The 25,455-nt window shown below is 70.0% G+C and carries 30 protein-coding genes, 1 tRNA gene and 1 pseudogene; 12 read left to right on the plus strand and 20 right to left on the minus strand.

Annotated elements, in window-relative coordinates; genetic code table 11:
• Nucleotides 1–9 precede the first annotated feature (9 nt).
• The 7 genes from U3A55_RS13635 to U3A55_RS13665 are packed head-to-tail and all read right to left on the minus strand — an operon-like array spanning nt 10 to nt 6,649.
• Nucleotides 10–522, minus strand: a complete 513-nt coding sequence (locus tag U3A55_RS13635) for a DUF7261 family protein (protein ID WP_330992047.1) — start codon at nt 520–522, stop codon at nt 10–12.
• Nucleotides 510–911 carry a DUF7262 family protein gene (locus tag U3A55_RS13640; RefSeq protein ID WP_330992048.1) on the minus strand — a complete coding sequence of 134 codons (402 nt, stop codon included), beginning with the start codon at nt 909–911 and terminating at the stop codon, nt 510–512. The genes U3A55_RS13635 and U3A55_RS13640 overlap by 13 nt, the downstream gene beginning before the upstream one ends.
• Nucleotides 904–1,566 (minus strand): DUF7263 family protein, encoded by a 663-nt coding sequence (locus U3A55_RS13645; protein ID WP_330992049.1) that lies wholly within the window; start codon nt 1,564–1,566, stop codon nt 904–906. Before U3A55_RS13645 ends, U3A55_RS13640 begins: the two co-directional genes overlap by 8 nt.
• Nucleotides 1,563–2,006 carry a DUF7266 family protein gene (locus U3A55_RS13650; protein ID WP_330992050.1) on the minus strand — a complete coding sequence of 148 codons (444 nt, stop codon included), beginning with the start codon at nt 2,004–2,006 and terminating at the stop codon, nt 1,563–1,565. The genes U3A55_RS13645 and U3A55_RS13650 overlap by 4 nt, the downstream gene beginning before the upstream one ends.
• Nucleotides 1,999–2,703: a DUF7289 family protein gene (locus U3A55_RS13655; protein WP_330992051.1), complete on the minus strand. Its 705-nt coding sequence runs from the start codon at nt 2,701–2,703 to the stop codon at nt 1,999–2,001. The genes U3A55_RS13650 and U3A55_RS13655 overlap by 8 nt, the downstream gene beginning before the upstream one ends.
• Complete coding sequence (locus U3A55_RS13660) at nt 2,700–4,517, minus strand: type II secretion system F family protein (protein WP_330992052.1); 1,818 nt, start codon at nt 4,515–4,517, stop codon at nt 2,700–2,702. The genes U3A55_RS13655 and U3A55_RS13660 overlap by 4 nt, the downstream gene beginning before the upstream one ends.
• Entirely contained in the window at nt 4,514–6,649 is a 2,136-nt protein-coding gene (locus U3A55_RS13665; protein ID WP_330992053.1) for a type II/IV secretion system ATPase subunit, read from the minus strand. Before U3A55_RS13665 ends, U3A55_RS13660 begins: the two co-directional genes overlap by 4 nt.
• A 98-nt stretch (nt 6,650–6,747) precedes the next feature.
• Here U3A55_RS13665 and U3A55_RS13670 point away from each other — a divergent pair, with 98 nt between their 5' ends.
• The 4 genes from U3A55_RS13670 to U3A55_RS13685 are packed head-to-tail and all read left to right on the plus strand — an operon-like array spanning nt 6,748 to nt 9,984.
• Nucleotides 6,748–7,680, plus strand: coding sequence for a DUF4129 domain-containing protein (locus U3A55_RS13670; protein WP_330992054.1), 933 nt, complete (start codon nt 6,748–6,750; stop codon nt 7,678–7,680).
• On the plus strand, nt 7,677–8,231 hold the full coding sequence (locus U3A55_RS13675; protein WP_330992055.1) for a DUF7269 family protein: 555 nt from the start codon (nt 7,677–7,679) through the stop codon (nt 8,229–8,231). Before U3A55_RS13670 ends, U3A55_RS13675 begins: the two co-directional genes overlap by 4 nt.
• On the plus strand, nt 8,228–9,490 hold the full coding sequence (locus tag U3A55_RS13680; RefSeq protein ID WP_330992056.1) for a DUF58 domain-containing protein: 1,263 nt from the start codon (nt 8,228–8,230) through the stop codon (nt 9,488–9,490). The genes U3A55_RS13675 and U3A55_RS13680 overlap by 4 nt, the downstream gene beginning before the upstream one ends.
• Entirely contained in the window at nt 9,487–9,984 is a 498-nt protein-coding gene (locus U3A55_RS13685; protein WP_330992057.1) for a DUF7519 family protein, read from the plus strand. The genes U3A55_RS13680 and U3A55_RS13685 overlap by 4 nt, the downstream gene beginning before the upstream one ends.
• Here U3A55_RS13685 and U3A55_RS13690 read toward each other — a convergent pair.
• On the minus strand, nt 9,981–10,931 hold the full coding sequence (locus U3A55_RS13690; protein WP_330992058.1) for an AAA family ATPase: 951 nt from the start codon (nt 10,929–10,931) through the stop codon (nt 9,981–9,983). The two genes, U3A55_RS13685 and U3A55_RS13690, sit on opposite strands and share 4 nt — an antisense overlap.
• 88 nt (nt 10,932–11,019) lie before the next feature.
• On the opposite strand from U3A55_RS13690, the gene U3A55_RS13695 reads away from it, so the two are divergent.
• A tRNA-Ser gene (locus tag U3A55_RS13695) sits at nt 11,020–11,104 on the plus strand.
• A 244-nt stretch (nt 11,105–11,348) separates the two neighbouring features.
• On the opposite strand, the gene U3A55_RS13700 is transcribed toward U3A55_RS13695, so the two are convergent.
• Together U3A55_RS13700 and U3A55_RS13705 are read right to left on the minus strand one after the other, a co-directional pair.
• On the minus strand, nt 11,349–12,704 hold the full coding sequence (locus tag U3A55_RS13700) for an FAD-dependent oxidoreductase (RefSeq protein ID WP_330992059.1): 1,356 nt from the start codon (nt 12,702–12,704) through the stop codon (nt 11,349–11,351).
• A 60-nt stretch (nt 12,705–12,764) separates the two neighbouring features.
• Nucleotides 12,765–13,112: a DUF192 domain-containing protein gene (locus tag U3A55_RS13705; RefSeq protein WP_330992060.1), complete on the minus strand. Its 348-nt coding sequence runs from the start codon at nt 13,110–13,112 to the stop codon at nt 12,765–12,767.
• Between the two features lie 111 nt (nt 13,113–13,223).
• On the opposite strand from U3A55_RS13705, the gene U3A55_RS13710 reads away from it, so the two are divergent.
• Genes U3A55_RS13710 through U3A55_RS13720 form a run of 3 tightly spaced genes read left to right on the plus strand, consistent with a single transcriptional unit; the run spans nt 13,224 to nt 16,357 of the window.
• On the plus strand, nt 13,224–13,901 hold the full coding sequence (locus U3A55_RS13710) for a DUF7097 family protein (protein ID WP_330992061.1): 678 nt from the start codon (nt 13,224–13,226) through the stop codon (nt 13,899–13,901).
• Between the two features lie 44 nt (nt 13,902–13,945).
• Complete coding sequence (locus tag U3A55_RS13715) at nt 13,946–14,491, plus strand: GMP synthase subunit A (RefSeq protein ID WP_330992062.1); 546 nt, start codon at nt 13,946–13,948, stop codon at nt 14,489–14,491.
• Nucleotides 14,492–14,494: 3 nt separating this feature from the next.
• Complete coding sequence (locus U3A55_RS13720) at nt 14,495–16,357, plus strand: DUF2070 family protein (protein ID WP_330992063.1); 1,863 nt, start codon at nt 14,495–14,497, stop codon at nt 16,355–16,357.
• On the opposite strand, the gene U3A55_RS13725 is transcribed toward U3A55_RS13720, so the two are convergent.
• From U3A55_RS13725 to pth2, 9 genes are all read right to left on the minus strand, one after another.
• Nucleotides 16,354–16,596 (minus strand): DUF3194 domain-containing protein, encoded by a 243-nt coding sequence (locus U3A55_RS13725; protein ID WP_330992064.1) that lies wholly within the window; start codon nt 16,594–16,596, stop codon nt 16,354–16,356. The genes U3A55_RS13720 and U3A55_RS13725 overlap by 4 nt on opposite strands.
• A complete protein-coding gene (locus U3A55_RS13730; RefSeq protein WP_330992065.1) occupies nt 16,597–16,992 on the minus strand; it encodes a prefoldin subunit beta in 396 nt (131 codons plus the stop codon).
• 160 nt (nt 16,993–17,152) lie between these two features.
• Nucleotides 17,153–17,401, minus strand: coding sequence for a KEOPS complex subunit Pcc1 (locus U3A55_RS13735; RefSeq protein ID WP_330992066.1), 249 nt, complete (start codon nt 17,399–17,401; stop codon nt 17,153–17,155).
• A complete protein-coding gene (locus U3A55_RS13740) occupies nt 17,388–17,522 on the minus strand; it encodes a DNA-directed RNA polymerase subunit P (RefSeq protein WP_227260794.1) in 135 nt (44 codons plus the stop codon). Before U3A55_RS13740 ends, U3A55_RS13735 begins: the two co-directional genes overlap by 14 nt.
• Nucleotides 17,522–17,806 carry a 50S ribosomal protein L37ae gene (locus U3A55_RS13745; RefSeq protein WP_330992067.1) on the minus strand — a complete coding sequence of 95 codons (285 nt, stop codon included), beginning with the start codon at nt 17,804–17,806 and terminating at the stop codon, nt 17,522–17,524. Before U3A55_RS13745 ends, U3A55_RS13740 begins: the two co-directional genes overlap by 1 nt.
• A gap of 55 nt (nt 17,807–17,861) precedes the next feature.
• Nucleotides 17,862–18,614 (minus strand): DUF2103 domain-containing protein, encoded by a 753-nt coding sequence (locus U3A55_RS13750; RefSeq protein WP_330992068.1) that lies wholly within the window; start codon nt 18,612–18,614, stop codon nt 17,862–17,864.
• Between the two features lie 42 nt (nt 18,615–18,656).
• Complete coding sequence (locus U3A55_RS13755; protein ID WP_330992069.1) at nt 18,657–19,265, minus strand: VOC family protein; 609 nt, start codon at nt 19,263–19,265, stop codon at nt 18,657–18,659.
• A gap of 54 nt (nt 19,266–19,319) precedes the next feature.
• The gene (truD, locus tag U3A55_RS13760) at nt 19,320–20,687 is read right to left on the minus strand and encodes a tRNA pseudouridine(13) synthase TruD (RefSeq protein ID WP_330992070.1); all 1,368 of its coding nucleotides are present in this window, start codon (nt 20,685–20,687) and stop codon (nt 19,320–19,322) included.
• Complete coding sequence (gene pth2, locus U3A55_RS13765) at nt 20,687–21,025, minus strand: peptidyl-tRNA hydrolase Pth2 (RefSeq protein ID WP_330992071.1); 339 nt, start codon at nt 21,023–21,025, stop codon at nt 20,687–20,689. The genes truD and pth2 overlap by 1 nt, the downstream gene beginning before the upstream one ends.
• Nucleotides 21,026–21,115: 90 nt before the next feature.
• Here pth2 and U3A55_RS13770 point away from each other — a divergent pair, with 90 nt between their 5' ends.
• From U3A55_RS13770 to U3A55_RS13790, 4 genes and pseudogenes are all read left to right on the plus strand, one after another.
• Nucleotides 21,116–21,703, plus strand: coding sequence for a YIP1 family protein (locus U3A55_RS13770; RefSeq protein ID WP_330992072.1), 588 nt, complete (start codon nt 21,116–21,118; stop codon nt 21,701–21,703).
• 33 nt (nt 21,704–21,736) lie between these two features.
• Nucleotides 21,737–22,090 (plus strand): annotated as a pseudogene (dcd, locus tag U3A55_RS13775) (dCTP deaminase); the annotation flags it as partial.
• Nucleotides 22,079–23,749: a dCTP deaminase domain-containing protein gene (locus U3A55_RS13780; protein ID WP_442978314.1), complete on the plus strand. Its 1,671-nt coding sequence runs from the start codon at nt 22,079–22,081 to the stop codon at nt 23,747–23,749. The pseudogene dcd and the gene U3A55_RS13780, both read left to right, overlap by 12 nt.
• On the plus strand, nt 23,746–24,651 hold the full coding sequence (locus tag U3A55_RS13790; protein ID WP_330992073.1) for a thiamine-phosphate synthase family protein: 906 nt from the start codon (nt 23,746–23,748) through the stop codon (nt 24,649–24,651). Before U3A55_RS13780 ends, U3A55_RS13790 begins: the two co-directional genes overlap by 4 nt.
• Here U3A55_RS13790 and U3A55_RS13795 read toward each other — a convergent pair.
• On the minus strand, nt 24,648–25,421 hold the full coding sequence (locus U3A55_RS13795) for a DUF7551 domain-containing protein (protein ID WP_330992074.1): 774 nt from the start codon (nt 25,419–25,421) through the stop codon (nt 24,648–24,650). The two genes, U3A55_RS13790 and U3A55_RS13795, sit on opposite strands and share 4 nt — an antisense overlap.
• Nucleotides 25,422–25,455 lie beyond the last annotated feature (34 nt).

The raw sequence follows: 25,455 nt of genomic DNA on the forward strand, positions 1-25,455 counted from the left end.
ACTGACGCGTCAGCGTTCAGCCACGACCGTGACGGTCGCCGTCCGCGATTCGGACACGACGCGCACCGCGAACGCGACCGCGACGAGGTGCGTGTGGCCGTCGCGCTCCTGTACGACGATTCCATCGCTCGCACGGCACGCGCCGAACTGGCGGTTCGGCCCGGCCGGACACCGCGACGCCGCCCACGAGTCCGCCACGTCCGGCGCGTACGAGACGACGGTCGCCGTCCCACCAGCTAGCCGCGCGGTCCGTAGCGCCTCCAATCGCGGCGCGAGCGCGTCCCGAACGCCCGCGATCCCCTCCGCTCGGTCCGCCCAGTCGTGGTCGGCGACGACGGGCGCGCGTGCCACCGCCCGCGACAGCAACCGCGCTGCGTCCGCGCCGGGTCGCGGTTCCACGGTCGTGCCCGACCCCGGCGCGTACCCGAGCTGGAGGTAGGCCGCAACGACAGGGACGAGCGCGAGCGCGACCACCGCGGCCGCGACTAAGACGAGCTGGCCGCGGCGGTTCACGCGTACCACACCCAGATAGTCACCGCGCCGTACGGCGTTGCGTGCCGCGCCGTCCCGTACGCCACGCCGTCCGGCCGCGGATACCCGAGAGTTCCGTGCGCCGTCTCCACCCGGTACATGAGGTTCTCCGGCAGGACGCGGGCGATTCGGGCTTCGAGCGCGTTCGCCTCGCGGTCGAACCCGGACGCGGAGCGCGTCACCTCCGTCAACCGCGTCGCGTCGCCGTGTCGGGGCGCGTCGTTCGCTAACACCGTGCCGAGGTCGGTCGCGTACGTGTCGAGCTGGGCGTCCCCGACCGGCGCGGGCGTCCCGAGCACGAACCCCGTCGTCACCGCGAACACCAGCAGGACGCCGACGCCCGCCTCCACCGCGGAGAGCGAGAGCTGCGCCCTACGCATTAACGCTCACCCCGAGCACGCCCTTCTCCGTCCGCTCGGCCGCGTACTCGATGGTGACGCTCCCCGCCGGCAGCCGGTCGGTCGCGTCGAACGCCAGAACGGTGGTGCGAAAGCGAGAGGCGTCGAGGACGAACCGTCCTCGGAGACCCGCCTCGTTCAGGAGGACGGTCCGACCGTTCAGTCGAACCGCCCGCACCACGGTTCCCGCAGGCGGGTCGACGGTCACGACGACCGACGAGGTGCGCCGCGGGAGCGTCACCGCCGCGCCGCGCTCGACTGCGGGCGTGAGCGTTCGGTTCTCGACCGTCGCGACGAGCACGAGCCGCCGCACCGTCCGCGGGTCCGATAGCTCGCCCGTCCGCGCGACCACGCTGCCGTCCAGCCGAACGGCGGCCTCGCGCTCGCCGATCAGCGACCTCAGTTCCTTGGCGTCGAACCCCGTGATTGCGGCGGCATCGAGGACGTTTCCGCGGACGGCGAGCGGGCCGTCCGCCGCGACGAGGCGGTCCGCGAGCGCGGTCGCTGCGTGGTCGGCTATCGGGTCGCGCTCCGCCGCGTCGAACGCGCCGCTCGCCACGCCGAGGCTTACGCCCGTCGCCGCGGTGACGAGCAGTAGCGCGATGCCGAGCGCCGGGAGGTTCAACTGCGCCCTCATCGCGCCTCCAAGCGAACCGCCGTCTCGCCGGCGTCGTGCTCGACTACGACGACTGCCGGTGTCGAACTCGACCAGTTCCCGGACACCACGGTCACGGACGCGGGGAGCGACAGCCGCACCCGCGCACTCACCTCGGGGTCGGGATGGTCGAGGACCAGCGTCTCGTTCTCGACGCGAATCGTGTACGTCCGGCCGCGAACCGTCTCGGGGAGCGTCACGTCCGCGCGGACGGTTGCTTCCCGCACATCGGCCGGTATCGCGGCCTCGATGTCCTCGGCCGCACTGACCAGCGCGCGCTCCGCGACGGCGTCCCCGGCGGCAGTCCGATAGTCGGGGACGACCGAGCCGTACATTGCCGCCGTGACGACGCCGACGTACAGCAGGACGATACCGGCTTCCATCGCCTTCCCGACGACCGGCGCGACGCCGCGGTCATCCACGCCGCGACACCTCCACGCGGTGGACGACGACGTAGCCCGCGCGCTCCCCCGGGAACCGCGCGACCACGCTCGCCACGCCGTCCCCGTCGAAGTCGCGCGCCGAGACCGTTGCGTTCGCGGCCGCGAAGAACCGCTTCCAGGGTCCCGGTCGCGTCGTCTCGACCGCGACGCCGAACGTTCCGGTGCCGAGGTCGCGTTTGGTGTGGGTGACGCGCGTCCGGAGCCGCACGCGTTTGTTCTCGCCGGCCGCGACGACCGTGCCGTCGATGACGGGTAGGCCGACGACGAGCACCGATTCGTCGGCGGTTATCGGTGGCTCGCGGACGAACCGCCCGCCCTCGTTCCGGCCGAGCGTGACCGCGCCGCCGAGCGTCGTCGCGGTGTACGCGCCCGCTTCGAAGACGAGCGCGTTCGCCGGGCGTTCCAGCACGACCTCCGAGCCGTCCAGCACGCGTATCGAGCGCTCGACGGTGTCGAGGTGGCCGTCCGTGAACGCGAGCGTTCCGACGCGGACGCCCGTGGTGCGAACGGGCTGCACGGTCGTCGCGAGGTCCGATGCGACCCGGTTCGCGTCCGCCGCGGCCGCGTTCGTGTCGACGAGGCTGCCGACGCTCGCCGTCACCGCGCCGAGCGCGAGCACCGTCAGGCCGAGGAGGATGGCGACGCCGACGACGTTCGACTGCGCGCGACGGTTCACGCGAACCCCCCGAGGCGGAACGCGCAGAACGCAGCGAGCGCGAGCAGGCCGGAGTGGAGGAGCGCGGCGTACCGACCCCGACTGGCCATCCCGGCGAACCACCCGCACGACAGCATTGTCGCCTGCGTCACGAGGTAGAAGTGGTGGCGGTCCCGCGCGGGGTCGACGGCGTCTGGCGCGAGCGAGAGGCCCGTGGTCGCGGTCGAAACCGTGGAGAGCTGCGCGAAGCTGTCGAGGACGTACGCGTTGATGGCGACGACGATACCCACCACGAGGAGCGCGGTCGTCCAGCCGACGGCGACGTACACCGCGAGTTCGGAGCGCAGCGCTTTCTTCTCGTGGTAGAGCCGTCCGACTTCCGCCTGAAGCGCGTCGAACGCGGTCTCGATGTCGCTGCCCGCGGTGAGCGCGCCCGCGACGAGGCCGATCGCCTGGTCGGCGAGCGGCGTGCCGACGCGCTCCGCGTACGCGGACAGCGCCGCAGTCCGTCGGTCGACGCCCGGACGCGGGAGGTCGAGACGCCGCGCGAGGTCCGCGGTGTCGGCGCGGAGCGCGCTCAGCGAACCATCGGCGACGACACGGCCGACCGCGTCCGCGAACGGCACGCCGAGGCTGACGTGGCCGGCGATAGCGTGCACGGCGTCCTTCAACTCCCTGTCCTTCGCGTCGTCCGCTCGCGCGCGCCGCGCCGCCACGACACCGACTGGAACGGCGACGCCCGCGTACGCGAGTATCAGCGCGTCCCAGCCGCCCACGCCGAGCGCGGCGAGGCCGAGCGCGAGCGCGGGCGCGAGCGGCGCGAGGACGAGCAGGGCGTCAGCGGGATTCCGGGGCGCGTTCGCGAGGACGCCGAGGCCGCGCGAGCGCGTCCAGTGGTCGCCGAACCCGCTCGGCCGGAACACGCCGACGAGCACGGCGGCTATCGCGCCGATGCCGAGCACGAACACGCCGCAGCCGGCGACGAGGAGCGTCCGCGGCGTCGTCACGTGCCCGGCGACCGCGACGGGTGCCCCGAGTCCCGGTGCGAGCACACTCATCACGGTGACGGAGACGACGACGAGCGCGGGCATCACGAGCAGGACGACGAACAGTTCCGCGAGCAGTTCGAGGAAGCCCTCCGCCTCGGTGCGGGCGCGCGCCTGCCGGTTCGCGAGCATCCGGGCTTCGAGGCGGAGGAACTGTTCGACGGCGTCCGGCCCGGTCGCGGCGTGCTCGCGGAACTTCAGGAGGAAGGGCGCGAGCGCGTCCCGGGACGGCGTGTCGCGCGCGACCACGCGGAGCGCCTGCCCGAGGCTTCCCGAGAGCGCGGCCTTGTTCCGAACCGTGCCGAACGCCACGGCGGTCTCTCCGTACGCGCGCTCCCGGGCGGCGACGGCGTCGAACAGCGCGCGCTCGCCGGAGCCGGCGGACGCGAGCACGCGCAGGTAGCGCACGGCGCTCGGGAGCGTGCGGTCGATGTCCGCGCGGCGCGCGTGCAACACCCACCGCAGGTGGAGGCTACCCGCGAACAGCACGCCGCGTTTCGCCGCGAAGCCCGCGAGCGCGCCGACGAGCGCGGCCGTCACGAACGGGTCGAGCACGCCGACAACACCCGCGGCGGTGGCGGCGAGCGGCGTGGCCCACGCGAGCACGCCGGCGAGGAGAGCGACTAGCGCGAACGCGAGCCAGGACGCGCCGTAGAGCCGCGCGAGGTACACGTCGAACCCCTCCGAAGCGGTGGTGCCGCGGTAGCGCCGACGGTCGGTCGCGTGCCGTCGGCGGTCGGCGTGCCCGCCGAAGAGGGCGTAGAGCGCGCGGTCGAGGACGCCGCTCACGCGTCCTCCGCGGCGCGCTCCACGGTCGCCGCCTCGTCCGTCCGCAGGTCCGCGAGGAACGCGAACAGGTCGCCGCGGTCCGTGAGGCCGTCACGAACGAAGTACTCGACGTACCGTCGTTTCCGCTCGAACTCACTGACGACGGTCTCGCGCGGGCGGTCCGTGTGCGCCGCGAGTCGGTCGAAGAAGGCGACCCTGCCCGTCTCCGCGAACGTGAACACGCCCTCGCGGCGGCCCGCGACTCGGTGGTAGTGAATCGTCGTGCCGTCCTTCTCGATGCGCCCGCGGGCGTCCGGGGGGAGGCGGTCGTACGCCGCCGCATCCACGAGTTCCAGTATCTCGCCGACGTACCGCTCGCCGTCGACGTGCCGCGGGAAGACGACGAGGTCGAGCTCGCGCAGGAGGTACGCGGGGAGTCCCTGCTCGACGACGCGATTCACGAGGCGGTCGGCGTCGGCGGCGTGCGTCGTCCCGATGACGCCGTGGCCCGTGTTCAGCACGTCCGCGAACGTCTCGAAGCTTTCCGGTGTATTTATTTCCGCGATGATTTCCACGTCGGGATTGAGGTAGTTGGACTCGGTCATCAGGTCGGCCATCGTCACGCGCTTGTGGGGGTTCTCGTGGTCGCGCGTGGTGAGGGAGACGCCAGTCTCGTGCGGGAGGCTCACTTCGCGACTCCCTTCGTCGATGCTGACGGGGCGGTCGCGGTGCGGGATGAAGGGCGCGTGCGCGTTCATCAGCGTCGTCTTCCCGACGCCGGTCGGGCCGGAGAACACGACGACGCCGTGGTGTTCGTACGCCATCCAGAGCAGCGCCACCATCTCCGGCGAAATCGAGTCCGTGCGCACGAGGTCGGTGGGCGTGAGCGCGTCGGGCGCCTGTTTCCGGATGGAGACGTGGGGGCCGTTCGCGCTGATGGCGGGCAGTGCGACCGTGCACCGGACGGTCACGTCGTCGCCGACGCCGTCCGGCCGGAGGTTCACCTTCGCGCTCGGATTGCTCGCGTTGAGTTCGACGCCGTCCTCCGCGGCGAGCTGGGTGACGAGGTCGACGAACGACCGCTCGTCGTCGAAGACGAGGTTGGTCGGGATGCGGCCGTCCTTCCAGAGCGAGTGCCGCGGGACGACCTTGACGCGCTCGCCGACGCGGTTCGCCTCCACGTCTTCGAGGTGGTCGTCACGGATGGGGATGGTGAGTTCGCCGTGGCCGACGAAGTCGCGGAGGACGTAGTATCGGAGGTCGTCGAGGCGGTCGTCGGCGAACCGCCGGTCGACCGGCGGGAGCGCGAGGTCGTAGGCGGCGAGGGCGTCGCGGGCGCGGTGTTCGAGTGTGTCGAGCCAGCGGCCGGCGTTCCGCGCGGCGAGGCGGCGAGTGAGATAGCGGTCGGCGTGCTCGGCGACGAACCCGGCGTGGTCGTCAACGAGGTCGCCGACGCGGGCGTCCCAGACGTGGGTTTTGCAGTCGTCGAGGAGGGCGCGGTCGCCGGGGAGGAGGTCGGGTTCGTGGACGGCGTAGCGTACGTCGAAGGCGTCCGTGCCGAGGACGTGTTCGCGGTAGACGACGACCGGCACGTCGAACTCGCGGAACGGGACGGTGTAGGCGTCGAGGCGCTCGGAGAGGAAGCGGTCGAGCGCGTCCGCGTCGGCGGGAATGTCGGTGCGTGCGGGCGCGTACTCGGTCGTGTGAACGACGAGTCGGTCGCCGTCGGCGTCCGCGACCTCGACGCGGTCGTCGAGCGCGAGCGGCGTGAGCGCGCCGAGGCATCGCACGTCCCGGAGCGCGTAGTACCGGAGGCGGCGTTCGCCCGCGGACGTGGCGTGTTCGGCGAGCCGGGCGACGGCGCGGCGGTGTTTCTCGTCCAACCCGGCGGCGTAGCGTTCCCGCGCGCCCTCCCGGGTGCGGGGCTGGCTGGGGCGGCCGCGTTCGAAGTAGTCGCGGACGAGGTCGCGAGCGCCGGTCTCGGCGGTGGTGAGAGTGGGTTCGCGGACGCCGTAGCGGAACGACCCGCGGTCGCGGGTGATGGTGACGACGACGCCGGGCGTCGGTTCGTACTGACTGTAGGTGTCGGGGGCGTACCAGGCGTCGGCCGCGTCGGGCGGCACCGGCGCGGGTACCTCGGGCGGGGAACTCACGGATTTAGAATCGGACTAATTCATATTTAAATTTTTAGGACCGTGGGCGGTACGTGTCGTGCGATACTACTTTAGGGACGATAGGATAACTCCGTGACGTGAAGCGGAATCGGCTCGCGCTCGTCGTCGCCCTCCTCGTCGTCGTCGCGCTCGGCCTCGCCACCGCGACGCTCGCGAACCCGACAACGGGCGGTGGCGGAGACGGCGGCGGCTTCGGCGGCGGGAGCGGGCCGGCCGACGCCGACCGTGACGGCAGCAGCGCTGACCGCGGGCAGAACCCGTCCGTTCCGGGCGCGCCCCAGCTCGGGTCGGCGTTCACCACCTGCATCCCGTTCCTCCTGACGCCGACGTTCTTCGCGCTCGCCGCGCTCGTCGCCGTCTCTCTCTTCGCCTTCGTCCGGTGGCGCGCGAACACGGCTATCGCCCTCTCGCTCCTTCTCGTCCTCTTCTTCCCGACAGTCCTCCTGCACGCCTTCCTCACGAAATGCGGGGCCACCCCGAACCCGGTCGAGCAGGCCGTTCGACAGGCCCAGAACCAGTCGCTCCCGGTCGGTGGCGGCTCGCCCGGCTCCAATCCCGTGGAGACGGTCACCACGCCGCCGGTCCTCCTGCTCGCGCTCGCCGTCGCACTCGCCGTGCTCGTCTACCTCTTCGTCCGCGGAAGCGGCGACGACGAGGAAGGCGACGAACTCCGGGAGCCCGAATCCGAGGAGTCGCTCGACGCGGTCGCGACCGCCGCCGGCGTCGCCGCGGACCGCATCGAGGACGACGCGGACGTGGAGAACGCCGTCTACCGCGCGTGGCGCGACATGACCGATTCGCTCGACATCGCGTCCCCGGAGACGACGACGCCCGCCGAGTTCGCGCGCGCCGCCCGGGACGCCGGCATGGACTCCCGGCACGTGGACACGCTCACGGAGGTGTTCCGCGAGGTCAGGTACGGCGACGCACCCGTCACCGAGGAGCGTGAACGCCGTGCGCTCGACGCGCTCCGCGACATCGAAGCCGCGTACGGGGGTGACGACGAATGAACACGCGACGCGTGGCGCTCGCCGTCGGCGTCGCCGCGGTGGCGCTCGGCGTAACCCTCGTGGTCGCCCCCGGGTTCGCGGGCGCGTTCAGCACGAACCGAACCGCGGTCTTCGCGCTCGGCGGCCTCGCGGCCCTGCTCGCCATTCGCGCCCTCAGCACCCGGCGGGCGGCGTCCCGCGAGGCCGCCTCGCTCCCGGAGGTCGAGTCCCGCGTGACGTTCGACCGGCCGGGCACCGACTACATCGACCGAATCCGCGAGGCCGCGTCCAGCCGACTGAATCGCGACGCCCGCGAACTCCGCGCGGAGCTCCGGGAGACCGCGGTGCGCGTGCTCACGACCTACGACGGCTACACGCAGGACGGCGCCGAGTCCGCGCTCGACGCTGGCACGTGGACCGACGACCCGTACGCCGCCGCGTTCTTCGCGCGAACCACCCCACCCAGGCCGCTCCGGTTGCAGCTCCGTGACGTGTTCCGGGGAACGGCGGCGTTTGACCACCGGGCGACCCGCGCCGTCGCGGAACTCGCGGCCATCGCGGAGGAAGCATGACGGAGACGGAGCGCTGGCGCGGAATCGCCGCCGTCACGTTCGTCTCCGCGGCCGCCGCCCTCCTCTTCACCGCTCCCGGCGCGCTCCTCGTCGGCGTCGTCGGCGGCGCGTACGCGGGCTACGCGCGCTTCGACACTGCGCCGAGTCCCGACCTCTCTGTCGAGCGCGAAGTATCCGACACCGACCCCGCGCGTGGCGACGAGGTCGCGGTGACAGTCACCGTCCACAACGACGGCGGGTTCCTCCCCGACCTCCGACTCGTCGACGGCGTGCCCGCCGCCCTCGAAGTCAGGGAGGGGTCGCCGCGGCTCGCGACCGCGCTCCGCGCCGGCAAGGAAGCCAGTTTCTCCTACCGTGTCGAAGCGAGCCGGGGCGACCACGCGTTCGACGACCTCACTGTCGTCGCGCGTGACATCCCCGGGTCGGCCGAGGTTGAGCAGACGGCCGCCGTGGACGGCGACGAGGCGCTCCGCTGCATGCCCGCCCTCGACGACCTCGACGGATTCCCGCTGCGCGCGCAAGCGACCCGGCAGGTCGGTCGGCTCACCACGAACAAGGGCGGGACGGGCGTCGAGTTCCACGCGACCCGCGAGTACCGCCGCGGCGACCCGCTCTCCCGGATCGACTGGCAGCGGCTCGCGCGCACGGGCGACCTCGCCACCGTCGAGTTCCGCGAGGAGCGCGCGGGCACCGTCGTGCTGGTCGTCGACACCCGCGAAGCGGCGTATGTCGCCGATACAGACGACGAATCCGTGGTCGAGCGGAGTGTCGGCGCGGCGGGCGCGGTCGCGAACGCCCTGCTCGACGCCGGCGACCGCGTCGGCGTCGCGAGCTACGGCCCGCGAACCGCCTGGCTCGCCCCCGGACTGGGCCGCGACCACCGCCAGCGACTCCGCGAAACGCTCGCGCTGGACGACGCGTTCGCGTCGACCCCGCCGGACGCGCCGTTCTTCAGCCGAACCACCCTGACGCGGCTCCTCGGCCGCCTCCCGTCGGACGCGCAGGTCGTCTGCCTCACGCCGCTCTGTGACGACGGCGTCGCCGCGTTCGCCCGGCAACTCGACGCGCACGGCCACGCCGTGACCGTCGTCTCCCCCAACCCGACCGGTGGGGATGCGGTCGGGGAGACGCTCGCACGGGTCGAACGCCGCCTCCGCGTCCGCGACGTGCGACGCGCCGGCATCCGCGTGCTCGACTGGGAGGCCGGGACGCCGCTCGCCGTCGCGCTGGCGACCGCGGAACGGAGGTGGCGGGCGTGACGGAGTTCGAACCCGCGCCGCCTCGGCACACCGCGACCGCCGCCACCGTCACTCTCACCGTCGCGACAGTCCTCGTTGCGAGCGTCTCGACCGGCGTCGCGGCTATCGCCGCGGTCGGCGTTCTCGCCTTCACGTACGGCGCGTTCAATGGGTCGCGACTTCTCGTCACCGCCGGCGCCGCGGTCGTCTTCCTCGCCGCCCTGCTCGCCGCGGTAGCGCTCCACGGCGCGGTGTTCGTTCCGCTCGCTGCGGGCGCGCTCGCCGTCGCCGCGTGGGACCTCGGCGAACACGGTATCGGCCTCGGCGAACACGTCGGCGCGGACGCCCGCACCCGGAACGCGGAACTCGTGCACGCCGCGCTCACGCTCGGGGTCGCCGCGCTCGCCGTCGCCGCCGGGTACGCCGTCTACCTCGTCGGCGCCGACCGCCGTCCGGTCGCCGCGGTCGTCCTGCTTGCGGCGGGCGCGCTCGCGCTGTTCGGCGCGCTCCGCTAATCTATCGTCGGCACCGGAACGCCGTCCAGCACGTTCTCGACCACGTCCCGTTTCGACACGTCCTGCACCGCCGCGTCCGGCGTCAGCACGAGCCGGTGCGCGAGCACCGCGTCCGCCAGTCGCTTCACGTCCTCCGGCGTCACGAACTCGCGGCCGCGAACCGCCGCGCGCGCCCGCGCCACCTCGAACAACCGCTGGGTGCCGCGCGGGCTGACGCCGACCTCGACCCGGGGGTCCTCCCGCGTCGCCCGCGCGACCGCGGAGACGTACTCCAGCACATCGTCGTTCACGCGCACGTCCTCCGGCACGGCCCGGAGCGACCGCACGCCCTCGATGTCGAGCACGGTGTTCACGCTCGGGCTCTGTTCGGCGCGGCCGGCGCGCCGCCGCAGCAGTTCGACTTCGCCCTCGTCGTCCGGATACCCGAGGCTCGACTTCACCACGAACCGGTCCAGCTGCGCCTCCGGCAGCGGGAACGTCCCCTCCTGCTCGACGGGGTTCTGGGTCGCGATGACGAAGAAGGGCTCGGGCAGGTCGTGCGTCTCCCCGCCCACCGTCACCTGGCCTTCCTCCATCGCCTCGAGCAGGGCGGCCTGCGTCTTCGGTGGCGCGCGGTTGATTTCGTCCGCGAGCACGACGTTCCCGAAAACCGGTCCCTCCTGGAACTCGAACTCGCGGGTCTTCTCGTTGAACACGTGCGTCCCCATCACGTCCGCGGGAAGGAGGTCGGGCGTGAACTGAATCCGGGAGAAGTCGAGGCCGAGCGCGGTCGTGACGCTCCGCGCGGTGAGCGTCTTCCCCGTCCCCGGCACGTCCTCCAGGAGCACGTGCCCGCGCGCGAGGAACCCGACGAGCACCGTTTCGAGCACCTCTCGGTCCGCGATGACCGCCTCCGACACCGCGTCCAGCACCGCCGACGACTCCTCGCTCGCCTGCGTGACGTTCATACAACACGTCCCCGACGGCGCGTCCATATGTCTGCCGATGCCACCGAACCGAAACCTACAAGCGCGAAAACCCACAAGACGGAGGTGAGCCGAGGTAGCCTAGCCTGGCCAAGGCGGTAGATTCGAAATCTACTGTCCTCACGGACTCGAGCGTTCAAATCGCTCCCTCGGCGTTTCTGTCGGAACGCAGTGAAGACGAAACGCGAACGGATAGTGTGAACGCAGTCGGTCGTATCCGACGGTAGTTCAAATCTCTCCCTTGGCTCTTCTGTGCGAACGAAGTGAGGACGAAGAGCAACAGGTGGGATTCTGAACCAGGGAACGGAGCGTAGCGGAGTGACTGAGGTTCAAATCCGGCTCTCGGGTTTTCGCGTCGCTTCTCGGGTGTGCGCGCGAACCGCGAAAAATCTGGGGTGGTTAGTCGGCGCGCGGGAAGTTGTCGATGGTCTCGCTGCGGAAGGCGTCCTCGTCGAACGCGTAGTCGTCGAGGAAGTCCATCACTTGGTGGGTGTCCCGCATGGCGTTCTTCAGGCAGGTGGACGCGCCCGGGGAGGGCGTGATGTTGAAGATGATGTCGTTGCCCGTGATTTTGGCTTCGCCCATGTCGAGGGATTTCTTCTCCGTGTTGACTATCTGGGGGCGGACGCCGCCGTACCCCTTTGCGCGCTCGATGTCGTCCAGTTCGGCGGTGGGGACGACTTTCTGGACTTCGGGGAGGAAGGAGCGCTTCCCGACCTTGGGCACGTCGTAGACGAGGTTCTTGAGGACGTAGGGGAGGAGGATGCGGTCGGCGAGGATGTTCCCGTAGCTCAGGAAGCTGTTGATGTTGAGGCCGAACACGTCGAAGAAGTCGCCGACGGTCTTGAATCGGCCGCGTTCGAGAGTTGGGACGAGTTTCGCGGTCGGGCCGAATCGCGTGATGGAGTCGTCGTACACGTCGGCGTCGCCGTGGACGGCGGCGAACGGGAGTTTCTTCATCTGGAGCGTGTACACCTTCCCGTTCAGGGGGCCGCTGTCCGCGAGGAAGAAGCTACCCGCGACGGGCAGGAGGCTCATGTTCTTCCCGTACCCCATCTCCTTCGCGATTTGGAGGCTGTGCGAGCCCGCGGCGACGACCGCAACGTCACCCTGTAGGCTCCCCGTGGCGGTTTCGATGGTGAAGCCGTCGGGGCCTTGCTGGATGTCCTCGACTTTCGTGCCGGTGAGCACGTCGACGCCGTCCTCCTCGCGGGCGTCGTCCACGAAGGATTTCGCGGTCGCGCCGTAGTCAACGACGTAGCCGTCGGGCGTCTGGAGCGCGCGGAGTTCCTTCGAGGGGTCGCGGCCCTCCACGACTTTCGGTTCGAGGTCCTCGATTTCCTCGCGGCCGATCTGGCGGAGTTTCGGGTAGAGGTCGCCGAACCCCTCGTCCTCGTAGCGCGCGCGGAGGCTCTCGACTTCCTCGTCGCCGACGCCGAGCACCATCTTCGAGCGCTTCGAGTGGAACTCGCGGTCGGGGTCTGTGTTCTCCAGGTAGCCCGCGAGGAGTTCCGCGCCCTCCTTCACGGATTCGGCTTTTTCGAGCGTGTAGTTCGTCTCGATGTCGCCGAAGTGGAGCGTCTGCGAGTTGTTCGTGTGGTGGGAGTTGATGGCCGCTATCTCCTCCTCCTTCTCCACGAGGGCGACGCGCTCCACGTCGGTGAACTTCGCGGTGGTGTAGAGCAGGGCGGCGCCGCTGATACCGCCGCCGACGATGATAAGGTCGTACTCGGATTCGGTGGTTCCGGCTCCCATCTTAGTAGGTAGAACCGCGTTCAGGCACTTAATCCCCTGACAAACCGGGCAGAAATAGTGTTATACTTCCAACCACACGCGGTCGCCGACCGCAACCTCGCTCGCCGCGCCCGCCGGCAGTTCGTACAGGTCGTCCGCCACCGCCGTCCCCCGGCCCGTCCACGCCGACAGCGTCTCCACCGCCGTCACCTCCTCGTCTTCCGTCCACACCACGTCGATGTCGAACGGCACGAACACCATGTGGAGCCCCCGCTTCTTCGCGTCGTCGTGCCGGAACGCGAGCGCGTAGTCGTCCGGAATCGACCGCCGGAACATCAGGCCCAGCCCGCGGCTCACCAGCCCGTCCGCCACCTCCACCTCGCTCGCGAGCGTGCGCGCGCTGTCGTCGGGATTGTGTCGGAGTCGCACGTGCGTCCCGAATCGGGTCAGCGAGGTAAGCGTTCCCCCGGCCGCCGGCTCTCGCCTCGCCGTCCCAGTCGCCGCCGACGCGCCTAAACCCTCGGCGTCCGATTTTCCGCCATGGAGAAGACGCCGTCCGGCACCAGCGTCGGGGTCGATGACCCCTACGAGCACGCCGGCGTCTGCGACCACGTCACCGGCGACGGCACGTGCCGGTACGCCTTCGACCACTCACAGCACGACCCCGCGTTCGCCGCCGACCGCCGCGCCGACGACTACCGCTGTCCCGCCGCCGACGGGGAGTGGGAGTGGCGCGACTGCCCGCACTACCGCGACACCGCGACGAGCGACGAGTGCGCGCGCTGCGGACTCGACGAACGCCGGAACGCCCACGCCGACGCCCGGCCGCTGCTCGAAGAACACCATTTGTCGTACGCGCGTGAGCGAAGCGAACGCGCGGAACAGGCGAGCGGTGAAACCGCGAGCAACGCGGACGACCGGAGGGAGTCCGCAGAACACGTGAGCGGCAACGCCGCGAACAGCGCGCGTGAGCGAAGCGAACGCGCGGAACGAGCGAACGGCGACGCCGTGAGCAATGCGGACGAGGCGGGCGAACTCCGCCACGAAATCACGGTGACGCTGTGTCGGTGGTGTCACGCGAAGGTGCACGGGTCGTGGGCGGCTATCGGCGACGACGCGAGCCCGGATGCGGAGGCGCTCGCGGAGCGCGAGGGGCGGAAGAGCGACGAACTCGCGGAACTCGGGTTCGAGACCGCGGCGGAGCGCTACGACGAGTAGCCGAGTCGAGTGGGTTTTTATCCGGTCGCGTCCAATCACGGGTAATGACGCACATCGTCGTCGTGGACAACCACGGTCAGTTCACGCACCTGGAGAAGCGCGCGCTGCGCGACCTCGGGGTGGACGTGGATCTGGTGGAGAACACCACCGACCCCGCGGACGTGGACGCGGACGGCATCGTGCTCTCCGGCGGCCCGAGCATCGAGCGCGCGGGCCGGTCGGCGGACTACCTCGACCTCGACGTTCCCGTTCTCGGCATCTGTCTCGGGATGCAGCTCATCGCGGACGAACTCGGCGGCCGCGTCGGCTCCGGCGACTACGGCGGGTACGCGGACGTAACGGTGGACATCGTGGACGACGAGGACCCGCTGGTCGGGTCGCTCGCGCCCGAAACCCGGGTGTGGGCAAGCCACGCCGACGAGGTGAAAGAACTCCCCGAGGGCTTCACGCTCACCGCGACGAGCGACGTGTGTGACGTGGAGGCGATGAGCGACACCGACCGCGACCTCTACGGCGTCCAGTGGCATCCCGAGGTCGCGCACACGGAGCGCGGCGAGGAAGTGTTCGAGAACTTCCTCGAGCGCTGCTAAGGGATGACGGAGACGCAGGGCGACCTCGCGAGTCTCTCGCGGTACATCTTCCGAGCGCCGAACTGGTACGTCAGCGTCGCGTTCGCCCTGCTCGTCGCCGCAATTACCGGCATCAGCGCGTTCGAGACGCCGTCCGTGCTGGAGGACGCCTGGCAGGGCGTCTTCTTCGTCGGCATCCCCACGGTCGTCGCCGCGCTCGCGACGACGCCCGTGGACCGCTGGCTCGGCGGCCAGCTCACCTACAATCGCTCTTCGCTGTTGGCGCTCGTCTGCGAGCTCGTCGTCGTCGCAATCCTCGTCATCGCGGGCACGGTCGCGGTGCTCACGCCGCTCGGCCAGCAGTTCGTGTTCGACGCGCTCACCGCCGCGCTCGCGCTCGTGTTCGCGATACGCCTCCTCGTCGTGCTCGCGGTCTCCCGGAACTCCCCGCTTCTCGCCGCCGTTCCCGCGGGCATCCAGACCGCGACCGCCGCCCTCCTCCTCTTCGTCTATTCGGGCGCGATGAACTACCTTGAACTCGGCGGCCCGCTCGTCGACGCCTTTCTCTCGCGGCCCGAGCGCGCACCCACGAAGATTCAGTACATCGTCACGCCCGGTGACTTCCTCCTCCTCCTCGGAATGACCGTTCTCTACGGGTTCGTCGCGTACGGCTTCCTCGCGGTTATCGACCGCCCGTGGAAGCAGAGCCTCGACGTCAGCGTCCTCGACTTCGTCCGGGGGTTCATCGGTCACATCGCCGAAGGAACCCGCGAACTGGAGGACTTCTTCGAACAGCTGGGCGAGGACGCTATCGTCCCCGTTACCGTGCTCTCCGCCCGCACCGACGACGGCGAGAAGGCGCGGTTCGTCCTCCCGATGATTCACCCCGGCCCGATGGGCGAAATCGGCGGCGGAAACCTCCCCCAGCACATCGCGGAGATGTCGGAGGGCTTGGCGTTCCCGCCGCACGCGACTGCCGGCCACGACTTCAATCTCGTGACGGAACGCGAGGTCCGCCCGCTCATCGACGCCGCCGAGCGCGCACACGACCGCATCACCTACACCGACACCGCCACCCGGAGCGCGCGCGTGCAGTCCGGTGAGGCGTCCCTGCTCGGACAGGTGTTCGGCGACGACCTCCTCCTCACGTCGACGTTCTCGCCCGGGTTCGCGGACGACGTGGAGTACGCGGTCGGCCTCACCGCGAGCGCCGAAGCGCGCGTCGCCGGCGTCGACGACGTGCTGCTCGCCGATGCGCACAACTCGAACGACGGTCTCGACGGCGACGACCTCGGGCACGTCGTTCCCGGTAGCCAGCGCTCCTTCGACCTGATACGGGGTGCGGGCGGGGTCGCTAGCCGGCTCGCGGACGCCGACCAGCACGACCTCCAAATGGGCGTCGCGTGGGACGCGACGAACTGGACGCCCGCCGAAGGCATCGGCCCGCTCGGCGTCCGCGTCGCCGTCCTCGAAACCGACGGCCAGCGCACGGGCTACGTGCTCGTCGACGGGAACAACATGGAACCCGGCGTCCGCGACCGCCTGGTGGACGCGCTCGAAACCGAGGGGCTGGACGAGGCGGAAGTGATGACGACCGACACGCACATCGTGAACACCGTCCAGTCGGTGAACCAGGTCGGGGGCGCGCTCGACGTGGACGAACTCGAAGCGCTCCTCCGCGACCTCACGAGCGAGGCCGTCGACGACCTCGAACCCGTCGAGGCCGGGATGGCGAGCGAGCACGCGACGGTCACCGTGTTCGGGAACGACAGAACAGAAACGCTCGCCAGTCACGCGAACGCCGTCGTCTCGATGGGCGGCGCGCTCGCGCTCGTCGTCGCGTTCGCCACGATGGTGCTCAGCGCGCTCGTCTTCTTCGCGACCTAATCGTCCGCGAACAGGTCGTCGACGGCCTGTCCCGCGACCAGCGCGGCGTCGTCCGCCACCTGCTCGAGGTCGACGTCCGCGTCGGGCGCCGTGATGTAGACTTCGACGTCCAGCACGCCGTCCTCGAACGACACCGTCACGTCGAGGTCGTCCACGTCCGAGGTCGCTAGCTGCGAGAACACGTAGCCTTCGGCTGCCTCGGCCGCCGTCTCCACGACTTCTTCGTCAGTCGGTTCCATTTACGCGCCGCCGGGACCCATGCCGCCGGGTGCCGGGCCGCCAGCGCCACCGCCGCCGCCGAGCATCTCCTGCAGTTCCTGCTGGAGGTCCTCGAACTGCTCCTGCACGCGCTCTTCCTGCTTCTGGAGCGTCTCGACGCGGAGTTCGAGGTTGTCGACCTTCTCCGAGAGGTCGTCTTCGGCCTCGTCGTACTCAGTCTGCACGAGGAGTTCGCCGACCTCGCGGTACATCGTCGTGTCCTCGTCGATTTCGTCCAGTTCTTCGAGCGCGGCCTTCGCCTCGTTCAGCTGAGTCTCGGCCTGCTGTTTCTGCGTCGACACGGTCTGCGCGGTCTCCTGGAGGTCCTGAAGCTCTTCAAGTTTCTCCTGGGCCTCCGGCGGAAGGTTACCCTGCATACGCGAAAATCGGGACCCGAGAGGGAAAAAGACCCTGCATTCGGGCCCGCGCCGGCAAAGGGGAGGTCCGCGGACGCTGGGGAGAGGGGAGGGGGGAGCGTCCGCGGGGCCGGCATCTACTAGTAGCCCCGTCACCGCCAAGAGTGCAGTCCCTAACTGGTTAGGTATCCCCGGTGCGTTCAGCGACTTCGAGCAGCGTCACCCACGTGTTCTGGCCCGCGCGCAACGCCGTCAGGTCGCTCGCCACAATCTCCACGCGCACGACACTCCCGTCGCGGGAGAGCGACGCTGTCGTTCGGTCGCCCTCGATAGCGCCAGCTTCGGGGCGGACGCTCTCGGCGATTCGCTGTGCGATATCGGGAGAAGCGTAGGAGAAACGAAGCGTCGTCGCGTGCCTAGCGGACGTCAACTTCCTTCACGTCGCGCGCCCGCTCCTTCAGGAGGACGCGGTGCCCGCAGTACGGACAGCGGATGCCGCCGTACTCGTCGAGTTCGACGTCCCGCTTGCAGCGCGAGCACTTGTACGACATTATGCCTCCTGCTCTTCCTCGGAGAGCGCAGTGCGGATGGAGCGCTGCACGGACTCGCCGCCGGGCGTTTCCGGCCGGTACGCGCCGCCCGCGAACTTGTAGTCGCACTTGCCGCACTGCCAGATGCCGGTGCCCTTGCGGGAGACCTTCTCCGCGCCGCACTCGGGGCAGGCGTGGTTCTGGTTCGTGTCGGACTCGATATCGGAGACGCGACGACGCGCGACGCGACCGTATCGAGCGCCGAATCGGCCGGCACTCCCGGTCGTGGACTTCTTCTCGGCCATAGTACAAGCACGTAGCCACAGCGCGCACATAAGGGCTTTGAGTCCCGACCGAGCCCTACGCGTCCTGCTTCAACCCCTCGTCTTCGAGCGCGTCGTTCAGGTCGTCGCGGACGCGCTCACCGGTCTCGCGGTCCATCGCCGTCGTCACCACGCGGTTCTCCTGCACCGAGGAGCCGTCCCGGATGAGCAGTCGGACGTTCCCGTTCGTGTCCGCGCGCGTCACCTTCGCCCGCACGCCGCCCCGCGTGCTCGCGCCGCCGGCGTCGATGGGGCCGGGCACGATTTTCTTCACGTGCGGGTGGCCGGCGACGGTCTCGATGGCGTGCCAGCCCTCGCGCTCACCGACGAGCGTCGAGTGCGACCCCCCGATTTTCTCCGCCGCGGCCTTCTCCACGATTTCGAGGTCGCGGCCGCCCCACCGGTCGAGCACGCTCCGGACGGGGTCGTCGCCGCTCACCCGGTAGAGCTCGTGGTGGAGGTCGCCCCGCAACGCCCGCACCACGTCGCGCTCGCCCGTCACGAACACCGTCTCCGGGCGCTTTCTCCGTATCTCGTCCGCGATGCGGCCCGCGAAGTTCCGGACCTGCGCCACCTCGCGCTCCGCGTTCGGCTCCGGCGTCGTCGTCACCACCGTCTCCCCCAGCACCGGACTGCGCGGGTCGTCCTCCACGCGGTCCGCGTCGAGAAACGTCAGCGTCGCCCGCGACGCCTCGATTTCGACGACGACGGCGTCGCAGTTCGCGGTGCCGCACAGCAGGCAGTAGTCGCCGGGCTTGTCCAGCGGCGCGCCACACTGCCGACACTCCATTTCCCGGGACTAAGATGGGTGTCCGTAAAACCAGAACGGTCCTCAGACGCCCGCGCCCGTCGGCGCGTCCGGTAGCTCGACCGGCTCCGAATCCAGGCCGAGTTCGTCGAGCGCTTCCTCCAGGTGTTCGGCTTCGGCGTAGTCCGCGCCGTCCGCCTCCCGAATCTCCTGGGTCTTCGCGAGCACTTCGGCGCGGCGGTCGTCGGGAATCTCGTACTTGTCCGTCGCGAGTTCGACGACCAGTCCGTTGTGGTCGCGGGTGTAGAGCGAGTGGAAGACGCCGCGGTCAAAGACGTTGAAGCCGTGTCCGGCGTCGTCGAGGCTCTCCATCACCGTCTCGAACTCGTGGGGGTCGATGGAGACGGAGAGGTGGTGGACCGACCCGACGCGGTGGCGGTGGGGCTGGGGGTTCGAATCCCGGTCCTCGGTCACGAAGAACGTGAGGATGCGGCCGTCGCCCGCGTCGAAGAACAGGTGGGTCTGGTTCGGGTCGTCGAGGTTCGGCTGCCGGAGGACGAGCGGCATCCCGAGGAGGTCGCGGTAGAACTCTATCGTATCTTCCTCGTTCGACCCGATCATCGTGATGTGGTCGACGCCCGTCGTGTGGAACGGCGCGTCGGGCAGTTCGTCCGTCACCGGATACTCAGACATACCCGGGTAGACGACCCGTATCGGGAAAAACGTGGGTGTCGGCGCGGGGGCTGCCTACAGGTCGAGCGGGCTGGTCTTGAGGTACTCGCGGAGGACGACGGTGGCGTAGCAGCCCTTCGGGAGCGCGAACGTGAACGTCAGCGGGTCGCGGGACACGTCGACGTCGGTCCGGACGAGTATCGCGCGCCGCGTTCCCTCGGAGTGGAACTCGCCGGGGAGGTCGAAGTCGCTCGGCTCGATGCCGAGGTCGGAGAGCACCGCGCGCTCTATCTCGCCCTGCACGCCCTCGGCGAGTTCGGTGTTCGTTCCCACCAGAGGCGCGGTGACGAACGCCCGCCCGCGCTCCGCGTGCCGGGACAACACCGACACGCGCTCGTCGGTCGCCCGCTGGAGCCGGTCGGGGTCGGGAATCGTGAGGTCGCCGGGCGCGTCCGTGTCCGCGAAACACACCACGTCGCCCTCGACGGGTTCGTGGAACGGGATGTCGCGCGCCATGCGCTCCGAGAGGATGCGGTTGAACGCGTACGACTGCGCCGCGTGCACGAACAACCGCTGGAGGTTCGACGGGAACGTCTCCAAGGCCTCCCGGAAGTCGTCTTCAGTACGCCCGCCGTTCTCCGCCAGCCGGTTCAGGACGGTGCGCTCGTACCGGAGGTGTCCCGGGAACTCCTCGATGGCCGCGCTCCAGTCCCGCGTCTCCTCCACGAACTCGCGGGCGTCCCGGGTCGCCGCCGGTTCGTGTTCGCTCGGGTTCCCGACGTACGCCAGCACCGCGCCCTCCCAGTCGCCGCGCAGCACCGCCAGCCCGACCTCGTGCGTCACCGGCCGATAGCTCCCGAAGCGCTGCTGGCCGAAGAAATTGGGGACTGCGACGGACCGCCCCGCGTCCGCTTTCCCCTCGCCTGCCGCCGCCGCGTCCGCCGGTCGACCGCCGAACTCCGCGAGTTCGTCCGTAATCGCGGCCGCGTTCTCGGGACGGTCGGGGTCTCGGACGGCGATTTCGAACTCGTTCCCCACTAAATCGCCGAACTGGAGGTTTCGACCCGCGCGCCCCACCACCTCGACTTCGGCGTCACGAATCTCGGGCACGTCGTCGGGGTCGATGCCGCGCACCGTGAACAACTGGGTGGTGACGGCGTTCTTGTCCTTCGTGCCCGCCCAGTTCACGCGCTCCCGGCTGATGCCGAGTCGGTTCGAGAATTCGCGTGCGAACCCGTTCGTATCCCAGTCGGTGAGCGTCGCCCGCACCACGACGTGCGGGTAGTCGCCCGCGCTCTCGCCCGCGGGTTCGGCGTCGAAGTCCTCGATCTCCCGCACTCGAAAGTCCCCGGGTGCGTCGCGGAGGCGGCCGCCCGTTCCCGCCGTACTGCTCGCGTAGCGCTCGACGCCGACCGCGCGTTCGAGCGGATGTGGGTCGACCATCAGAACAGGGAGAGGTCGCCCGTTATCGCGTCGATGTCGGCCTCCGGCGCGGGGCCGATGGCGAGCGCGGTCGGCGTCCCCGGGTCCACCTGCGTGTGCCCGGCGTCCTCGATGACCGCGGACGGCAGGCCCGCGGCCTTCGCCTCCTCGTTCAGCTCGTAGAGCTCGCGCTCCGACCCGGCCTTCAGCACGACCTTCTTCTGCCCGCCCTGCTTCCACGCCCGCTGCGCCCGGTCGTCCGCGTACTCGAACGCCCGCAGCGACGCGTGAGACGCCTGCGCGGCGACCTTCCCCGTCCCCATCCCGAGGTCGGCGCGCACGACGATGGCTTGCTTCATACGGGGTGGTGTCGTGGACGCGTCAAAGCCGCTACGACTCACCGCCCGCTCACGCGACAGACTTATTTTAATAAACAGATACTTCCCGGCATGGATTCCGGTCCCCGGACGCCGCTCTTCCGCCCCCGCGCGTACTTCGAGTCGAACGGCTTCCCCCTCCGCCCGGCGCTCGCGGCGTTCGCCGCCGCCGCGGTCGCCTTCTTCGTCGCCGTCGTCGCGACTACTGCCCTCCTCGTCGGTCGCGTCGAAGACGCGCCGGCGTTCGCCGCCCTGCTCCCGCCGCTCATCGGCACCGTCCTTCTCGCCGTCGTCGGCTGGGTCATCGCCGTCCTCCTCGTCGCCGTGCTCGCGGACGCCTTCCTCGGCGACCGAAGCCGCGTCGGCCCCGCGCTCACCGTCGCCACGTGGGCGACCGCGCTCGGCGCGCTCACGTCCATTCTCGGGTTCGCGCTCACCGCGAGTACGCTCGGCGCGACGAGCGGCACGTCGGCCGACGCGCTCCGCACCACCCTCTCCGGAGTGTCCCTCGGCAGTATCGCCATCGGGTTCGTGGTCGCCGGCTGGCAGACCTACGTCTACGCGCAGGGGTTCGCCGTCCTCTACGACACCGACACGCTCGCCACGGGCGCGCTCGGATTCCTGGTCGCCTACGGCGGCTTGCTACTCGGCCTCATCTGAAACCTATTAGGCCCCGGGCGTACAGGGGTCGGTATGATACTCTCCGACGCCGACCTCCTCGACCGACTGGAGGCCGGCGACCTCGTCGTCGAACCCCTCGACGACCCCGACTTGCAGATTCAGCCCGCGAGTATCGACGTCCGGCTCGGCCGCGAATTCCTCGAGTTCCAGCGCGCGAACATCCCCTGCATCCACCCGAACGACGAGACCGAGGTCGACGACTACGTCACCGAAACCGTCGTCGACGAGGACGGCGAGTTCATCCTCCACCCCGGCGACTTCGTCCTCGGAACCACCCACGAGCGCGTCGAAGTCCCGTCCGACCTCGTCGCGCAGGTCGAGGGCCGGTCGTCGCTCGGCCGCCTCGCCGTCGTGGTGCACGCGTCACTCCCAGCCGATGAGACTTTGTTCCTCTGGACCCCCGAGGACGGGTTCGGGTTCCACGAAATCGGCGATGTCGTCGCGCACGAACCGGACGCGCGCGCAGTCTCCTTCGACCCTGAGACGCTTCACGTCCGAACGTTCCCGATAACCGATTTCATCACGAACCCTGCACAGCGGATTTACGAAGTCACCCTCGACTCCGGACGGCAGGTGCGCGTGACGAGCGACCACAATGTCTTCACGCTCGACGACCACGGCCACGTTTCCCGGGTCGCGAGCGAGGACGCGGAGGGCGAGCTCGTGATGGTTCCCGGGACGCTCCCGAGCGCACACGGGACTGAAACCAAACTCGACCTTCTCGACGTGCTCGGCGACGAGACGGACGACATCACCGTGTACGCGACGGACGGCGTCGGGACGGTCGACTGGGACCAGCTCCCGCCAGGGTCGCGACGCCACTATCGCTCCCGGGACAGCGCACCGCTCTCCGTAACGAAGCAGTCGACCGTTCCCGCGAACGCGGAGCTCGCGTTCAAACAGAGCGATACTCACCTCCCGCGAACGATTCCTGTGACGCCCGAACTCGGCTGGCTGCTCGGGTTCTACGTCGCGGAGGGGTACGCGAGACGGAAACAGGTCGTGCTGGGGCAGAAGAACCGCCGGCCGCTCGAACGCATCGCCGACTGGTTCGACCGGTACGACACGCCCGTCTCGTGGTCGCAGACCCCGAACGGGGTACACCAACTAACCGTTTGCTCGGCGCTCTGGTCGCGGGTGTTCCGCGCCCTCGCTGGCGAGGGCGCGAAGAAGAACGTCCCCGAACGCCTCTGGGACTGGCCGGATCGGGTCGTTGAGGCGTTCTACGAGGGACTGATTTACGGGGACGGCCACCGACGAGAGGGGCGCGATACGCTCCACACCGCGAACGAGGACCTCGCCGACCGAGCGACCTATCTCGGAAGTCGCCTGGGCTACGCAACGTCCACGTATCATCGTCAGCGCGACAACGACGCGGCGAGCGACGAGTGGGCTGTCGATTTCTACGCGGACGCGCACAAGCGCGGACAGTACGTCCCGAACCCGTCCGCGCTCCTCAGAACGCTCCGGACGGAGGCCGGGCTGACGATGAAAGCGGTCGCGGACGAACTCGGGTTCTCGTCGAAGTCCTCCATCTCGAACGTCGAGAACGAGGAATACGGCAGCGTGAAGCGAGACACGCTCGAACGTCTCCGAGACTGCTACGCCGCCCACGAGGTCGACGTCTCCCGCCTCGACCAGATTCTCGACGCGAACGTCCGGTTCGATCGTGTTGTCTCCGTGGAAGCCACTGACCGAGTTGAGACGACGTACGACCTCGAAGTGCAGCCGCGTGGTCGACCGGTCGAGAACTTCCTCGGCGGCTTCGGCGGTGTATTCCTCTCTAACACTGCCGGGTTCATCGACCCGGGGTTTCGAGGGAACATAACCCTCGAGCTCTCGAACCTCGGGACTGCGCCGGTCGCGCTCAGTCCGGGGATGCGCATCAGCCAGCTCGTGTTCACGGAACTCACGAGCCGTGCGGACCGCCCGTACGGGAGCGAGCGTGGGTCGAAGTACCAGGACCAGGGCGGCCCGCAGGCGTCCCGCATTCGGGGCGACCGCGAGTTCGGGGGCGAGCAGTGAAGTTCGTCGAGGAGGTCGTGGTGGAGGAGTTCCTCCCGACGTTCCGGTCGATGCTCGCGGCGGACCTCCGGGAGCGCGGACTCACCCAGCAGGCGGTCGCGGACGTGCTCGGCGTGAGCCAGTCGGCCGTCTCGAAGTACGCGACGGGGGACGTGGCGCGCAACGAGGAACTCGCGTCGGACGACCGCGTGCGCGACCTCGTGGAGCGCGTCGGCGAGGGACTCGCATCCGGCGATATGAGTACGGTGCAGGCGCTCGTCGAGGCGGAAGTCCTGATTCGGGAACTGGAGGCGCGCGGGGACGTGCTCGCCCGCCTGCACGAGGACGCCGTCCCCGACCTCGCGGAGTACGAGGGCGAGTTCCGCGTGCACGACCCGGACAGCGAACTCCTCGCCCGCGAGCGCGTGCGGTCGAGCGTCCGCCGGGGCGTCCGCACGCTCGAACACGCGAGCGGGTTCGCGACGCTCGTCCCGAACGTCGGGTCGAACCTCGTGGAGTGCCTGCCGAACGCCGACTCCGTGGAGGACGTGGCGGGCGTTCCGGGCCGCATCTTCGATGTGATGGGGCGCGTCGAGGTCCCCGGTGAGCCGGCGTTCGGGGTCTCCGAGCACGTCGCGTCCGTTCTGCTCGCCGCGCGCGCGAACGGCAGCGCCGCGAGCGCCGCGCTCAACCTCCGATACGACCCCGGTCTCGTCGCCGCGCTCGAAGAACGGGGGCACGTCACCGCCGAGTTCGACGCGGACTACGACGACCTCTCGACGGCCGTCGCGGACGCGCTCGCGGACCGGTCGGACGCGACCGTGCTCTACCAGTCCGGCGGGTTCGGCATCGAGCCCGTGGTCTACCTGCTCGGCGAGTCCGCGCCCGCGGTCGCCGAAGTCGCCCGCGACCTCCTCGACTAGGGCGTTACGTCCGTCCGCGCGAGACCGCACGGGGCGTCGGCGGACAGCGAGACGGACAGCCGCCAGTCGCCCGACCGCGTGCGGTGGGCGTCGGTGACGGCGACCGTGCGGTCCGCGCGGGCGAGCGCCACCGTGAGCGGGAGTGTCGGCAGGCGGTCGTCGGCGGCGTCGAACGCGTAGCCGTCGAGTCGGAGGTCGAGTTCGTCGGTGCGGGTGCGGTACGCGTACGCCGACAGTAGCGACCCTGTGCGGAGCGCGTCGAGCGCGGCCGCGACGGTGTTCGCGTTCTCCGAGAGGTGGTCGGTGGCGTTCGCGACGACGGCCTGCTGGCGCGCGGGCGGGAGGGCGTCGTCCAGTACGCCCGCGATGGTGTCGAGGAGCGCGACGCCGAGCACGTCTCGGTCGGTCGTTTCGCTCGCGGCCGCGAGGTAGGTGTCGAGAATCGCGCGCTCCACGTCGGTCTCCCCGCAGTCGCCGAGCGCGTCGAACAGCGCGCCTGCGAGCCGACTACACGCTTCCCGGGGCGGCGCGCCGTCGGTTCCGCGGGCGTGTTCGACGGCGAGGTCGTACGTGGGGGCGCGCGGGTCGTACGCGGCGAGTCGGTCCCGGTACCTGGTCGCGAGTTCCACGGCCTCACGCGCGGTCTCCCGGTCGGGATAGCGGTGGTCCGTGACTGGGTACGGTCGCTCGGCGGTGTCGAGGCAGCCGACGCGGTAGGGGCCGCCGGTCGCGAGGGCGTCCAGTCGTCGCCGGAGCTCGTCGAGCGTCACACCACGCATACGATTTAGGTCTGCCTAAAACAAC

It is taken from the genome of Salarchaeum sp. III, assembly GCF_036418315.1.
Taxonomy (GTDB): domain Archaea; phylum Halobacteriota; class Halobacteria; order Halobacteriales; family Halobacteriaceae; genus Salarchaeum.